This is a genomic window from Paraperlucidibaca wandonensis (genome assembly GCF_042677145.1).
In the GTDB taxonomy this organism is placed as follows: domain Bacteria; phylum Pseudomonadota; class Gammaproteobacteria; order Pseudomonadales; family Moraxellaceae; genus Perlucidibaca; species Perlucidibaca wandonensis.
The window spans coordinates 1,644,291-1,658,663 of sequence record NZ_JBHTIT010000001.1; the positions used below are offsets into that span (position 1 = coordinate 1,644,291).

Sequence of the window (14,373 nt, forward strand, 5' to 3'; positions counted from 1 at the left end):
GCGCTCGCCGTACTGCACATCTGAGAAAAGGCACACTTAATCAGGCAAGCATTGCGCCTCAATAATGCGGCGGCGGTGGCTCAACATCAGAGTCACCCATGCCGCTAGGCTGCAGCGTTTTCATCTGCTCGTATAAGTGACGCATATCGCCCTGCAAGCGCGCAATATGATCCTGCTGCGTCGCCACCAATCGATTTAAGGCATCAAGCAAGTCATCCTGATAGGCGACTTTTACTTCTAAGTCTGTCAAACGCGACTCCATCACTACTCCCCGCCAAAACCTGTGTGTCGCGCAGTATGGCAGAGGCTCTAGAGCCGCGCATCTGCTAGACTGCGCGCCACTCAAACTTCAGCTGTTGTTATACCCATGGCCTTGCTTTCTCTGCGTGATGTATCCATTGCTTTTGGCGGCCCCGCGCTGCTATCAAAAGTGTCGTTTAGCCTTGAGCGTGGCGAGCGTGTCTGCGTTATTGGCCGCAATGGCGAGGGTAAATCGACCCTGCTAAAAATCATTGCCGGCGAATTGATAGCCGACACCGGCGAAGTCATGCGCACACAAGGTGCTCGCGTCGCGTCATTGCGCCAAGAGGTGCCACAGGGCTGGACCGGAACGGTTGAGGACATTATTGCCGGCGGCTTTGATGATCTGCCCGATAGCGATGCCGCTTTGGAGGACTGGGAAATCCAGATCCGCATCAACAAGATCACTACGCGCTTAAGCCTCGACCCATACGCAGACTTCAATTCGCTTTCTGGTGGTCGTAAGCGCCGCGTTTTGCTCGCACGTGCATTGGTTACCGAGCCCGACATCTTGCTGCTCGATGAGCCCACCAACCACCTCGACGTACGCTCGATCACTTGGATCGAAGATTTCCTTTTAGGCTGGAATGGCACGCTGTTGTTCATCAGTCACGATCGTCGCTTCTTAGGCAATTTAGCGACTCGCTTGGTCGAAGTCGATCGTGGCCAACTGCGCAGCTACCCCGGCAATTACGAAGCCTATTTAGAACGCAAAGCTGAGCAGCTAAGCGCCGAAGGCCATCAAAACGCGGTGTTTGATAAAAAGCTCGCGCAAGAAGAAGTCTGGATACGCCAAGGCATTAAAGCCCGCCGTACCCGTAACGAAGGCCGCGTGCGTGACTTAGAACAACTACGCCGTGAGCGCGCTGAGCGCCGTAATCGCCAAGGTAACGCGCGCTTGGTAATGGCCGAAGCCGAACGTTCAGGCAAGCTTGTACTAACGGCAGAGAGCTTAAGCCTGAGTCTCGGTGGCCTCAACCTCGTTCAAGATTTCTCTACAGTCATTATGCGTGGCGATAAAATTGGCCTAATCGGCGATAACGGCGTCGGCAAAACCACGCTAATTCGTATGCTGCTAGATGACCTCGAGCCCGACGCTGGCAAAATCACTCACGGCACTCAGCTGTCCGTGAACTATTTTGACCAGCTCCGTAGCGCCCTCGACCTTGAGGCCACCGTGGTTGATAACGTTGGGCAAGGTTCGGATTACATAGAGATTAATGGTCAGCGCAAACACATCCTGGGCTATCTACAAGACTTCCTATTCTCACCTCAACGCGCCCGTACGCCAGTGAAAGCGCTGTCGGGTGGCGAGCGTAATCGCTTGCTGCTGGCCAAACTATTCACGCGGCCAAGCAACGTGCTCATCCTCGACGAACCTACCAACGACCTCGATGTTGAAACATTGGAGCTGCTTGAGGAGCTGCTGGTTAGCTATCCAGGCACCTTACTGCTGATTAGCCACGATCGAGCCTTTTTAGACGCGGTTGTAACGAGCACATGGGTATTTGAAGGCGAAGGTCAGATCAATGAATACGTCGGCGGTTATGCTGATTGGTTGCGCCAACGTCCAGAGCCCATTAGCACGGTGAGCGAAGTGCCTACGGCGAAAGCCGCGGCCACTTCTGCGAAGCCAGCCAAGCGCAAGCTCAGCTTTAAAGAGCAGCGCGAACTCGATGCTATTCCTGGGAAAATCGATGCCTTGGAAGCTGAGCAGGCCGAGCTACAAGCGGCACTTGCCGATGGCCAACTCTTTGTTAGCGATCTCGAAAAAGCCACCGCGATGGCTCAGCGCCTGCCATTAATTGATGATGAGTTATTGGTGTTGCTGTCACGCTGGGAAGAGTTTGGCGGCGAGGCTTAAGGACAAAAAAGCAAAGTGTGTGCCTCAAAGCTTGACCAAGCGGTCACGCTTTGGCAGGCTGCGCGCATTAATTTAAATGAGCGCCTTAAATGACAGCTTTAGCCTCACTCAATACACCTTCCTGCGACAATACCGATCTCCCTGATGTGCTAGCACCAGCTCCTTGGACACTGACTGGCCAAGGCTATTTAATCGCGTTAAAAATGCCCGAAGATGTACTGGATAGCTGCACATTCACACCAAGCTCTTTACGTAAATCTCGCCGCAGCAAGCTTAGCCTTGCCATGCTCGTGAACTACGACAGTAGCCCAGTCGGTCCTTACCAAGAGCTGTTATTCATACCTGGAAGCTTTCAGTTTAACGATGCCCGTCGTGCCAGTATTAGTCGCATTTATGTATCGAGCCAAGCCTCAGTTACTAATGGAAGGAGCAACTGGGGTATCCCGAAGGATCGCTGCGACTTTGAGATCAACTTTAATGATAGCGGCACCGACTCTGCTCGTCTCACTGCCGATAATGGCGACATGATTGCCGAATTAGTTCTTAGTAGCATGGGCCCTAAACTGCCGCTTCCGACTAATCTCGTGCCAAAAGCTATTCGCACATTGTCGCAAGTTTGGGAAGGTCTTGAGTACACGCTAACACCGTCAACGACTGGCCATGGCAAATGGGCGAAGGTAATCGACTGGAAGTTTAACTCAGATTATTTTCCCGACTTAGCGAAAGGCCGCTGTATCGCTGCGATAAAAATCACTGACTTTACAATGATATTTCCAGAGCCTCGCATCCAAAGCTGGCGTGGTTGAGAGCGGCGTAGCTAGAGCTTAAATGACTAAACTCTAGCTACCTTCGTCTCTTAGCGCGGCTGGTGGAATTTCCCCGAGCGCTGTACCACGGCCTCAATGAACGCACCGGCGTGCACCGGATCAACAAACTGTTCAATGCCATGGCCTAGGTTGAAGATATGGCCGCTACCGGCGGTTTCACCGAGCTCAGGCGTCCAAGCATTGGCATAGCTAGTTAGCAGTTGCTCTACTTCTTGCTCGATACGTGGCAGTGGCGCGTAGAGCATGGATGGATCCATATTGCCTTGCAGCGCAACACGATGGCCTACGCGAGCACGCGCCTCGCCTAAGTCGGTGGTCCAATCTAGGCCTAAGGCATCAGCACCAGTATCAGCCATCGCTTCCAGCCATTGCCCGCCGCCTTTGGTAAACAGCGTAATGGGCACACGACGCCCGTCGTTTTCACGGATCAAACCATCGATGATTTGCTGCATATAGCGCAATGAAAACTCGCGATAAGCACCATGTGAAAGCGCCCCGCCCCATGAGTCGAAAATCTGAATCGCTTGCGCGCCGGCACGAATTTGCGCATTCAAATACAGTGTTACCGATTGCGCGAGTTTATCGAGCAGTGCGTGCAGCACTTCTGGGTTCGTCGCCATCAAGGTTTTCGACTCGCGGAAATCGCGCGAGGAACCGCCTTGAATCATATACGTCGCTAATGTCCACGGACTGCCAGCAAAGCCAATCAGCGGCACTTGGCCTTTTAGCTCGCGACGAATCGTGCGCACCGCATCCATCACATAGCCTGTGTCTAACTCAGGGTCCGGGATAGGCAGCGCCGCGACATCGGCCATGGTGCGCACCGTACGTTGAAAGCGCGGGCCTTCGCCAGTTTCAAAATACAGACCCAAACCCATGGCATCGGGAATAGTCAGGATGTCGGAGAATAAAATCGCGGCATCAAGAGGAAAGCGACGCAGCGGCTGCATTGTGACTTCGCAGGCGAGCTCAGGGTTTTTCATTAGCTTCATGAAGTCGCCGGCTTGAGCGCGAGTAGCGCGATATTCAGGCAGATAGCGCCCGGCTTGGCGCATCATCCAAACCGGTGTGCGGTCGGTGCTCTGACGCAGCAAGGCGCGTAAGTAGCGGTCATTTTGCAACTCAGACATCGACACTTTCCTCCAATCAGTTTTGCGGTGCATTTGCTGTCTGCACCAAGGCCGGCGTATTGTAGCAGCGAACGAGGGAGTACTCAGTCATGACGCGACTTTTGCTGATATTGATAGCAATTACGATGGTTAGCGCCTGCGCCACTCGCGAGCGCTATGAGGCACGTATCGACACCTATGTCGGCAAATCTATCAATGTGGTGATGGATGACTGGGGCTATCCCAGCGGTAGTTTCGAAGCCCCTAACGGTAATACGGTTTATACCTGGGATAAACAATCGAGCTATACCAGCTCACCCAGCGTACAGACCGGGGTTTTTACCGGCAGCAGCAATGGTGGATTTTTTACTGGCCTCGGCTTTGGTAGCAACACGATAACTCGCCGCTGCCAAACCTATTTTGAAGTCAATAAGCAGAAAGTGATTCTACGCTGGCGCACTCAAGGTAATGACTGCCGAGAGTAACTCTTAGCTTTCATAGAGCGCGCCACGACGTTTCTCGAGACATAAAAAAGGCCAGCGTTGATGCTGGCCTTTTTTATCGGTCAGGATTATTTAAACGTCTAGATAATCCATGATGCCTTCAGCTGCCTGGCGGCCTTCCCAAATCGCTGTCACCACCAAATCAGAACCACGTACCATATCGCCACCGGCAAACACTTTCGGGTTGCTGGTTTGGAACTTATAGGTAGCAACTTCTGGCGCAGTCACACGGCCTGAGCTATCGGTGTCGATGCTCGTGGTCGCGAACCAATCGGCCGGGCTAGGACGGAAACCAAAGGCCAGAACCACGGCATCGGCTGGCAAAATTTGCTCTGAGCCTGGCACTGGTTCTGGGCTACGGCGGCCACGTGCATCAGGCTCGCCAAGCTGAGTTTCGACGACCTTCACGCCAGTGACTTTATAGCCGTCGCCAACGATTTCCACTGGCTGACGGTTAAACATAAACTGCACACCCTCTTCGCGCGCATTACGAACTTCGCGGCGTGAGCCCGGCATGTTTTCTTCATCACGGCGATAAGCGCAAGTCACGCTCTCCGCACCCTGACGAATCGATGTACGGTTGCAGTCCATGGCCGTGTCACCACCACCAAGCACCACCACTTTTTTACCGGACATATCGATGTAATCCGCAGGGTCTTTCTCGAAGCCGAGATTGCGATTTACGGTGGCGATAAGCAGGTCTAGCGCATCGTAAACACCGGGTAGCTCTTCGCCGGGAAAACCACCTTTCATATAGGTGTATGTGCCCATGCCCATGAAGACAGCGTCATACTCGCCTAGCAGCTCATCGATGCTTATGTCTTTGCCGATTTCGGTGTTAAGGCGGAACTCAATGCCCATGTCGCTGAAAATTTCGCGACGTTGGCTCATCACCGTTTTTTCCATTTTGAACTCGGGGATGCCAAAGGTCAGCAAACCACCGATTTCTGGATTTTTATCAAACACCACTGCTTTCACACCGGCACGAGTCAACACGTCGGCACAGCCCAAGCCAGCAGGGCCGGCACCAATAATCGCCACTTTTTTACCCGTCGCGACTACGCCAGACAGATCTGGACGCCAGCCCATAGCAAACGCCGTATCGACAATATACTTTTCAGTATTGCCGATAGTCACAGCGCCAAAACCATCGTTGAGGGTGCAAGCGCCTTCGCATAAACGATCCTGCGGGCAAACGCGGCCACAGACTTCTGGCAGCGTATTGGTTTGGTGGCAAAGCTCTGCTGCCTCAAACAAACGCCCCTCAGAAACCAACTGCAACCAGTTAGGAATATAGTTGTGCACGGGGCACTTCCACTCGCAGTAGGGGTTGCCGCAACTTAAGCAGCGATGCGACTGGCCTTCCACTTCTGGCTTAGTAAATGGTTGATAAATCTCGATAAACTCCGCTCGGCGGACACCAAGAGCTTTCTTAGATGGGTCATGACGCGCCACATCCAAGAATTGAAAATCGTTATTTAGGCGCTCTGCCATGATCTTGCCTCTTATTGCCGTTCGGGCTTACTGCGGATTAGACACGGTGCTTTTCAGCAGTTCTTTAATGTTGGCGGCTTTAGGTTTAACCAGCCAGAATTTGCGATGGTAATCATCAAACTCCTCCAACACGACACGCCCCCAGTCACTATCAGTCGCTTTTACGTAATCACGCAATACCGACTTCAAGTGATGGCGATGTGGGCCCATAGGTTCGGTACTGATGCGATGAATCTCGATCAACTCATGATTGCAACGATCGAAGAAGTTATTCTCCAAGTCGAGCACATAGGCGAAGCCGCCAGTCATACCGGCACCAAAGTTCAAGCCTGTTGAGCCCAAAATAGTAACCAAACCACCAGTCATGTATTCGCAGCAATGATCGCCAGCGCCTTCAATGACTGCATGACACCCCGAGTTACGTACCGCGAATCGCTCGCCAGCAGTACCGGCAGCATAAAGTGTGCCGCCCGTTGCGCCATAGAGGCAGGTGTTGCCGATTATGGCCGTGTCTTGCGACTTAAATGCAGCGCCTTTCGAAGGACGAATCACCAACTGACCGCCAGCCATGCCTTTACCGACGTAATCGTTGGCATCACCTTCGAGGTGTAGGTTCAGGCCACCGGCATTCCAGACGCCAAAGCTCTGGCCGGCAGTACCAGTGAATTTCAATGTGATCGGTGCATCGCTCATGCCTTGATCGCCATGACGCAGTGCAATTTCACCCGATACTCGTGCGCCAATTGAGCGGTCACAGTTACCGATAGAGTAACTAAACTCACCACCTTTCTTGCCTTCAATCGCCGGCAGGATCTCAGCCACAATCTTCTCAGCCAACACACCTTTATCGAATGGCTCGTTGCGCTTGTCTTGGCAGAACTGTGGTTTATCTGCAGATATGTGATCGTTTTTCAACAATGGCATCAGGTCTAGGCGCTTATGCTTTTCAGTCGTGCCGGGCAGACATTCAAGCAAGTCAGTACGACCAATTAGCTCGCTCAGTGAGGCTACACCGAGCACGGCCAACCATTGGCGCGTCTCTTCTGCGATGAACTTGAAGAAGTTCATCAGCATTTCGGGCTCACCAATGAAGTGGTCCTGACGCAATTTATCTTGCTGAGTAGCAACACCAGTGGCGCAGTTATTCAAATGGCAAATACGCAGGTATTTACAGCCTAAAGCGATCATCGGTGTTGAGCCGAAACCAAAGCTTTCTGCACCTAAAATAGCCGCCTTCACCACATCGAGACCAGTTTTCAAGCCGCCATCGGTTTGCACGCGCACCTTGCCGCGCAGGTCATTAGCACGCAGCGCTTGTTGCGCTTCAGACAGACCTAACTCCCATGGCGAACCGGCGTGATGGATCGAGCTCAAGGGCGAAGCTGCAGTACCGCCGTCATAACCGGAAATAGTGATGAGGTCGGCGTAGGCCTTGGCAACACCAGCAGCAATGGTACCAACGCCAGGTTCAGACACGAGCTTGACCGACACTAATGCTCTTGGATTGACTTGCTTCAAGTCAAAAATAAGCTGCGACAAATCTTCGATCGAATAAATATCGTGATGCGGTGGTGGTGAAATCAGCGTTACACCAGGCACCGAATGGCGCAAACGAGCGATCAGAGCATTGACCTTGCCGCCTGGCAACTGGCCACCCTCGCCCGGCTTAGCGCCTTGAGCAACTTTAATCTGCAGCACTTCAGCACTAGCTAAGTAAGCTGGCGTGACACCAAAACGACCCGATGCAACTTGCTTAATTTTCGAGTTTTTCAGTGTGCCATAGCGCACAGGATCTTCGCCGCCCTCACCGGAGTTAGAGCGACCGCCGAGAGTGTTCATGGCAATAGCAATCGACTCGTGAGCCTCAGGCGAGAGCGCGCCCAATGACATGCCTGCTGAGTCGAAGCGTCGCAGAATTGCTTCCAGCGGCTCGACTGTGTCAATCGCCAATGGTGTCGCAGCTTTTTTCAGCTGCAATAAATCACGCAGTGTCGTCACTGGGCGTAAGTTCACCAAGTCGGCATAGGCCTGATAGTCGCTGTAAGCACCGGAGCGTACGGCCGTGTGTAGGCTATTGATCACGTCTGGATTAAAGGCGTGATACTCCTTGCCATAAACAAACTTGAGCAAGCCACCTTGATCAATTTGCTTACGCGCACGCCATGCATCTGCACCAAGTAAACGCTGATCGACTTCCAGCTCAGCAAAGCCAGCGCCTTGAATGCGGCTTGGTACACCTTTGAAGCAAAGGTCGACCACTTCACGATTAAGACCAACCGCCTCAAAAAGCTGAGCGCCACGATAAGAGGCCACTGTAGAAATACCCATTTTTGATAGGATTTTCAGTAGACCTTTATCGACGCCTTTGCGGAAATACGCTTGCGCCTCAAGTGGGTCGCCAAGGATTTCGCCGCTGCGAGCCATATCGGCAATGATGTCATAAGCCAAATAAGGGTAAATAGCGGTAGCACCAAAGCCTAATAAAACGGCGAAATGGTGTGCATCGCGCGCGACAGCCGTTTCTACAATAAGGTTAGCGTCACAGCGCAAACCCACTTTTATTAAATAATGGTGAATAGCACCAGTTGCCATCAATGCGTTGATTGGCAAGTAGTTTTCACGAATATTTCGGTCACTTAAGACTAGCTGCGAACGACCAGCACTGACTGCAGCCTCAGCTTGTTTACAAACTCGTAGTATCGCCGCTTGCAAGCCTTCATCTTCGGCATAGTTTAAGTCGATAGCTTCCGACTCAAAGCCTGGCAGATCAACGCTTTGCAGCTGCTGGAACTTGCTATGCGAAAGTACAGGGCTGGAAACAATCGCGCGACGCGCATGCTCTGGCGTCTCTTCAAAGATATTCAGCTCTGGACCAAATGCTGTCTCCAAAGACATCACAATAGCTTCGCGCAAAGGATCAATTGGCGGGTTAGTGACCTGGGCAAACTGCTGGCGGAAATAATCCGCCAAGTGCCGCACGCGACCAGAGAGAACAGCCATTGGCGTGTCATCGCCCATTGAGCCGACAGCTTCTTGGCCAGCCTCTGCTAGCGGACGAATAATTTGATCGCGCTCTTCATACGTTACCAAGAACATTTTTTGGTAAATATTTAAGCGCTCACGAGACACTTGGCCAAGCAGCTGCTTCTCTAAAGCACGGTCGCTTTCGATACGACGAGCTTCTGCACGTAGCCATTTTTTATAAGGTTGCGCATTTTTCAGCACATCATCGATAGCTTTAGTATCGAGCAAAGTGCCGGTCTGCGTATCGACAGCAATCAACTTACCTGGGCCAACACGACCTTTAGAAATGACATCTTCTGGCGCGTAATTCCACACGCCAATCTCAGACGCTAGCGTGATATAGCCGTTTTTAGTGATGACATAGCGCGCTGGACGCAGGCCATTACGATCGAGCATACAAACCGCATAACGACCATCGGTAATGACTAAACCTGCCGGGCCATCCCAAGCTTCCATGTGCTTAGCGTTATATTCGTAAAATGCACGTAGATCGGTATCCATGGAGTCGACGTTTTGCCATGCAGGAGGCACTAGCGTACGCAGAGCACGGAATAGGCTCATGCCGCCAGCTAGTAGAATCTCCAGCATATTATCGAGGCTGGATGAGTCAGAGCCGGTCAGGTTGATGAGCGGCGTCAGCTCAGTCAGGCCCGGTAAATCTGGATGGGTAAACTTCGGCGTACGCGCCAATGCCCACTGACGATTACCACTGACAGTATTGATTTCACCATTGTGCGCCAAGTAGCGGAATGGCTGAGCCAAAGGCCAGCGAGGCAGCGTATTGGTGGAGAAGCGCTGGTGAAATACGCAGATATGCGTAGCCATGCGAGGATCGCCGAGATCGGTGAAGAAGCTCGGCAAATCTGCCGGCATCACCAAACCTTTATACGATATGACTTGTGTCGATAGTGTCGTGACGTAATACAGCAAGTCATCACGCAGCTTTTGCTCTGCACGGCGACGCGCTAAAAATAGCTTACGATTAGCAGTCTCTTCATCAAAGCCGTCAGCCTGCACAAAGACTTGCTCAAAAACCGGTAAAGAGCGCAAGGCGATCTCGCCGAGGATACTGTTATCGGTAGGCACTTTACGCCAGCCAGCAACACTTAAACCTTCAGCTGCCAACTCGGCAGCTAATGTATCGCGCGCGTGCTGTGCTTTCACTGGATCGGTATTAAGAAAGACTAGGCCTGCCGCGAAGCGCTCATTGAGGCTAACGCCTAACTCGGCTTGAGCAACAGACTTGAAGAACTCTCGAGGCATGGCCAACAACAAACCGCAACCGTCTCCGGTCTTGCCATCGGCAGCAATAGCGCCTCGGTGCGTCATGCAGCTGAGTGACTCAATAGCTGTTTGAACTAGGTGGTGACTAGCATCGCCTGTCATGTGCGCTATGAGGCCAAACCCGCAGTTATCGCGAAATTCGTCGGGATGATATAAGCCTGCGTTGACGACCGTTGGTTCTTCCATCAATAAGTCACCTTATGAAACAAAGGTTTATGGTTTCCTTGTGGACACAGTAAAATCGCATACCACAAAAAATGGATGCGCATATTACTGGAAAACCGCGTTTTACTCAATTAGCCAGTGGTGATCTCACGCGCCGGCCTGTAAAAAAAACTACGGAGCTCGACCCTGATTTTTTTGTAGCGACTCGACTGGGTCTACTCCTTGAAATGGCTGAGCTGTTAGCTCTGCTGACTCTGCTTTAGCAGCCGCTGCCGCCCTAGCATTTGCCAGCGCCTCCTGCTGCGCCAAGTAATTTTTCGCTAAAACAGCGCGCACCGATGCCAGCGAAATTTGATAACTCTCCCACGGGCGCACTAAAAACTGCCCGCCAAAGCCAGTCAAGCTCTCCGCCACCGCTACCGCTTGGTCGCTGCTGTAAAACTCACCATAGCTTACAACGAAGCGTGACCTTGCTGTTGTGACTAAGCCCAGTGCAGGGTCTGGCATTTCTGGCAACTCAAAATAGCGTAAATCGGCGCTATTGCCATTTTGCGTCAAAAACTCCGTTGCGCCTCGCTCAGACGAAAACACCGCAAGCTGAATTGTGTAGCCAGCTTTGTCTTGTGCCGCCAGCCATTGCTCCGAACGATATTGCGAGTAGCGCTGCGGCGCTAAACCATCAAAAGGCACAGGCTGGTCGCCACCATTATCAGGCACTATTTCAGGGAAGGCACCAAAGCCTTCTTTAAATTCGGTTTCGCCAGCACGTACGATATTACCCAGCTCTTTTTCATTCATGTCGACACGCTCAGGTACTCTGGCATTGAGCACGACCAAGCCGATTATGAATACCACGATCAGAGCGAGACCGATGCGTGACTGGAAGCGAGAGACATTCATGCCGTGACTCCAGCTGCAGCCAAAGTGTCGCGAACTAAGCTTAGGTCAGTCATATCAACTACCACGGCCTCGCCCACGCGCTTCAGCAGCACCAAACGCAATTGACCATCAACGTTCTTTTTATCTACCGCCATAGCGGTCAGAAAATCTGCTTGCGAAATACTCACAGGAGCTTGCACAGGCAGGCCAGCAGCGAGCAGCAATGTGCGCAACTCTTTCACTTCGGTGGCGCTAATCCAGCCCATGCGTTGCGACAAATCTGCCGCCATCAACATGCCAACTGCGACCGCTTCGCCGTGTAGCCAGCTGCCATAGCCCATATTGGTTTCGATGGCATGACCAAAGGTATGACCTAAATTAAGCAATGCGCGGACATCATGCTGCTCTAGCTCATCGGCGGCAACCACTTCGGCTTTATGCTGACAGGAGCGCGCCACAGCCTCAGCTAAAACCGCTGGTTCGCGCGCCATCAATGCTGGCATCTGCTCATGCAGCCATTGCAAAAACGTAGTGTCGCGAATCAAGCCGTATTTGATGACTTCAGCCAAACCCGCCGACAGCTCACGATCAGGCAAAGTGCGCAGCACGGCAGTGTCGGCCAAAACCACTTGTGGCTGCATAAAGGCACCAATCATATTTTTTCCCAAAGGATGATTGATGCCGGTTTTGCCGCCCACAGAGGAATCGACTTGCGCGAGCAAGGTGGTGGGAATCTGAATAAAATTAACGCCGCGCTGATACGTGGCGGCAGCAAAGCCGGTCATATCGCCAATCACGCCGCCGCCAAGCGCTATTAATGTGGCTTTACGGCCAAATCGAGCCTGCAGCAAGGCATCAAAAATAAGCTGTAAATGCTGCCAATCTTTGTACTGCTCGCCATCGGGCAAAATCACATCAGCAACGGTTAAGCCGGCCTTCTGCAGAACCTCGCGCACGGGAGCCAGATACAGCGGAGCGACCGTGGTGTTGCTGACCAACATGACTTGGCGGCCGACAATATGCGGCAAGAGCAAATCGGCTTGGGCAAATACCTGCTCATCGATATGAATAGGGTAACTGCGCTGACCTAAGGCCACGGTTAACACGGGCATGGGTTCTCGACCTGACTAAAGTGCGGACTTAGCGTAAACCCAACACTTGTAAAATATGGAATGCGACATCGCGCGCGCTGCTGCGCTCGGTGGGCATGATGTAGTGCGCAACCTCGCGATACAGAGGGTCACGCTCAATAAGCAAGGCGGTGAGTTTAGCGCGTGGGTCTGGCGTTTGCAGCAATGGCCGGTTTTGGTCGCGCGCCGTGCGCTCAAGCTGACGCTCTACCGGCGTTTCCAAGTAAATAACCGTGCCGCGTGCATGTAAAGCCGCGCGATTTTCAGCGCGCATGATAGCGCCGCCGCCCGTTGCTAAAACGATATGCTGCCGCTGCGTTAGTGCCTCAATAACCATGGACTCGCGCTGGCGAAAGCCAGTTTCGCCTTCAATATCAAAGATCCACGGGATATTTGCGCCCGTACGCGCTTCGATTTCATGATCTGAATCGATAAAGTCCCAGCGCAAAAGCTCGGCTATCTGACGGCCGATAGTGGTTTTACCCGCTCCCATCGGTCCGACTAGAAAAATATTCTTCACCCTCGCCTGGTGCATCGTGTGTTCCCGTTTCTTCCGTTGGATAAACAGCGTCGCTTATCAGCTTAGGGGTGACAAAAATAAACAGCTCTTGTTCATCTTGGCGCATGGTATCGCGCCTAAACAAGGCACCAAGCAAGGGTATTTTGCCCAAAAAAGGCACTGCACTGGTAGCTTTTACTGCTTGTTGGCGAAAGATACCGCCAAGCACTAGGGTCTGACCATCCCGTAATCGCACTTGTGTCTCTAAACGATTGGTATCAATAGCGCGTGAACCATTGGGCTGCAGCTCGCCTGGACTGTCGTGACTGAGCTTCAATGACAACTGAATATCTCCGCCTAGCGAAATCGCCGGCACGATATCTAAGCTCAATTCAGCATTGATAAATCGCGTGGTGCTTGCGCCGCTTTGCGTGGTTTCTTGATAGGGAATTTGCTGCCCCGAGGCAATGCGTGCGGGCTGCTGCTCAGCAGTCATAACACTAGGTCGAGCCAGAATTTTGCCATCACCCTCACTAACTAGTGCCGATAGCGTTAGATCTAGCGTTGGCCCATCGATGCCTAATAAGCCATAGCGAATAGCTGAAGCATCAACGCCTGTTGCGGACAATGGGATCAAGCCACTGCCATTAACGCGCTTGAATGACCATTGCGCGCCGTAAGCACTGGATTTATTGCGCGACACAGAAACCAGCTTCGACTCGATCAACACTTGCCGACTGGCACGATCGAGCGTTAGCAGCCACTGCTTCAGCTGTGCTAAGCGCGCGGCATGATCGGTCACCAATAGCGTGTTAGTTCGGCTATCGGCATCGGCACGACCACGCGGGCCAAGTAAGCGCTCACCAGCATTCGTACTCGACAGTAGCTTAACTAGCTCCGATGACTTCGCATGATGCAAGATAATCAGCTCAGTCATTAGCGGTTCTCGAGACTCTTGCGCTAGGGCTTTGGCGCGCGCCTGCGTATCGCGCTGCGTAATCTCATCCAGCGGAGCCACCCAGAAAATATCGCCAACTTTTTCACGAGCCAATCCGCGAGCATGCAAAACAGCATCGAGCAGGCCGACACGGTCTTGAGCCTTGGCCTCAATGGTCACTTTGCCTTGCACGCGATCACTGAGCAGCACATTAATTTTTGCCGAACGCGCCATATCGACAATAACGGCGCGCGCATCGGCGTCACTTAGACTGACTTTCAAATTTGCTGCATGTGCAGTCGGCCAGATCAATACAAAGCATAGCCACGCCGCCCAACTAAGCACGTTACACATGCAG

Annotated in this window: 11 protein-coding genes; 3 read left to right on the top strand and 8 right to left on the bottom strand. The window is 52.5% G+C overall.

What is annotated here, in order from left to right:
* Positions 1-58 precede the first annotated feature (58 nt).
* Positions 59-250, bottom strand: a complete 192-nt coding sequence (locus ACFQ0F_RS07755; RefSeq protein ID WP_379070833.1) for a SlyX family protein — start codon at positions 248-250, stop codon at positions 59-61.
* A 117-nt stretch (positions 251-367) separates the two neighbouring features.
* Between ACFQ0F_RS07755 and ACFQ0F_RS07760 the strand changes: the two genes are divergently transcribed.
* Together ACFQ0F_RS07760 and ACFQ0F_RS07765 are read left to right on the top strand one after the other, a co-directional pair.
* Positions 368-2,164 (top strand): ATP-binding cassette domain-containing protein, encoded by a 1,797-nt coding sequence (locus ACFQ0F_RS07760; protein WP_379070836.1) that lies wholly within the window; start codon positions 368-370, stop codon positions 2,162-2,164.
* Positions 2,165-2,253: 89 nt separating this feature from the next.
* On the top strand, positions 2,254-2,970 hold the full coding sequence (locus tag ACFQ0F_RS07765) for a hypothetical protein (protein ID WP_379070839.1): 717 nt from the start codon (positions 2,254-2,256) through the stop codon (positions 2,968-2,970).
* Between the two features lie 50 nt (positions 2,971-3,020).
* Here ACFQ0F_RS07765 and hemE read toward each other — a convergent pair whose 3' ends face one another.
* Positions 3,021-4,121, bottom strand: a complete 1,101-nt coding sequence (gene hemE, locus ACFQ0F_RS07770; RefSeq protein ID WP_379070842.1) for a uroporphyrinogen decarboxylase — start codon at positions 4,119-4,121, stop codon at positions 3,021-3,023.
* A gap of 89 nt (positions 4,122-4,210) precedes the next feature.
* On the opposite strand from hemE, the gene ACFQ0F_RS07775 reads away from it, so the two are divergent.
* Complete coding sequence (locus ACFQ0F_RS07775) at positions 4,211-4,585, top strand: hypothetical protein (protein ID WP_379070845.1); 375 nt, start codon at positions 4,211-4,213, stop codon at positions 4,583-4,585.
* A gap of 90 nt (positions 4,586-4,675) precedes the next feature.
* On the opposite strand, the gene ACFQ0F_RS07780 is transcribed toward ACFQ0F_RS07775, so the two are convergent.
* From ACFQ0F_RS07780 to ACFQ0F_RS07805, 6 genes are all read right to left on the bottom strand, one after another.
* Entirely contained in the window at positions 4,676-6,097 is a 1,422-nt protein-coding gene (locus tag ACFQ0F_RS07780; protein ID WP_379070847.1) for an FAD-dependent oxidoreductase, read from the bottom strand.
* A 27-nt stretch (positions 6,098-6,124) separates the two neighbouring features.
* Positions 6,125-10,591: a glutamate synthase large subunit gene (gene gltB / locus ACFQ0F_RS07785; RefSeq protein WP_379070850.1), complete on the bottom strand. Its 4,467-nt coding sequence runs from the start codon at positions 10,589-10,591 to the stop codon at positions 6,125-6,127.
* A gap of 150 nt (positions 10,592-10,741) precedes the next feature.
* Entirely contained in the window at positions 10,742-11,470 is a 729-nt protein-coding gene (locus ACFQ0F_RS07790) for a hypothetical protein (RefSeq protein ID WP_379070853.1), read from the bottom strand.
* The gene (gene aroB, locus ACFQ0F_RS07795; protein ID WP_379070856.1) at positions 11,467-12,561 is read right to left on the bottom strand and encodes a 3-dehydroquinate synthase; all 1,095 of its coding nucleotides are present in this window, start codon (positions 12,559-12,561) and stop codon (positions 11,467-11,469) included. Before aroB ends, ACFQ0F_RS07790 begins: the two co-directional genes overlap by 4 nt.
* A 28-nt stretch (positions 12,562-12,589) precedes the next feature.
* Positions 12,590-13,072 carry a shikimate kinase AroK gene (gene aroK / locus ACFQ0F_RS07800; protein ID WP_379072149.1) on the bottom strand — a complete coding sequence of 161 codons (483 nt, stop codon included), beginning with the start codon at positions 13,070-13,072 and terminating at the stop codon, positions 12,590-12,592.
* Complete coding sequence (locus ACFQ0F_RS07805; protein WP_340675484.1) at positions 13,059-14,369, bottom strand: secretin N-terminal domain-containing protein; 1,311 nt, start codon at positions 14,367-14,369, stop codon at positions 13,059-13,061. Before ACFQ0F_RS07805 ends, aroK begins: the two co-directional genes overlap by 14 nt.
* Between the last annotated feature and the right edge of the window lie 4 nt (positions 14,370-14,373).

Coding starts and splice junctions, on each gene's coding strand:
- ACFQ0F_RS07760 (WP_379070836.1), top strand. CDS start 368: ATGGCCTTGCTTTCTCTGCGTGATGTATCCATTGCTTTTGGCGGCCCC.
- ACFQ0F_RS07765 (WP_379070839.1), top strand. CDS start 2,254: ATGACAGCTTTAGCCTCACTCAATACACCTTCCTGCGACAATACCGAT.
- hemE (WP_379070842.1), bottom strand. CDS start 4,121: ATGTCTGAGTTGCAAAATGACCGCTACTTACGCGCCTTGCTGCGTCAG.
- ACFQ0F_RS07775 (WP_379070845.1), top strand. CDS start 4,211: ATGACGCGACTTTTGCTGATATTGATAGCAATTACGATGGTTAGCGCC.
- ACFQ0F_RS07780 (WP_379070847.1), bottom strand. CDS start 6,097: ATGGCAGAGCGCCTAAATAACGATTTTCAATTCTTGGATGTGGCGCGT.
- gltB (WP_379070850.1), bottom strand. CDS start 10,591: ATGGAAGAACCAACGGTCGTCAACGCAGGCTTATATCATCCCGACGAA.
- ACFQ0F_RS07790 (WP_379070853.1), bottom strand. CDS start 11,470: ATGAATGTCTCTCGCTTCCAGTCACGCATCGGTCTCGCTCTGATCGTG.
- aroB (WP_379070856.1), bottom strand. CDS start 12,561: ATGCCCGTGTTAACCGTGGCCTTAGGTCAGCGCAGTTACCCTATTCAT.
- aroK (WP_379072149.1), bottom strand. CDS start 13,072: ATGGGAGCGGGTAAAACCACTATCGGCCGTCAGATAGCCGAGCTTTTG.
- ACFQ0F_RS07805 (WP_340675484.1), bottom strand. CDS start 14,369: ATGTGTAACGTGCTTAGTTGGGCGGCGTGGCTATGCTTTGTATTGATC.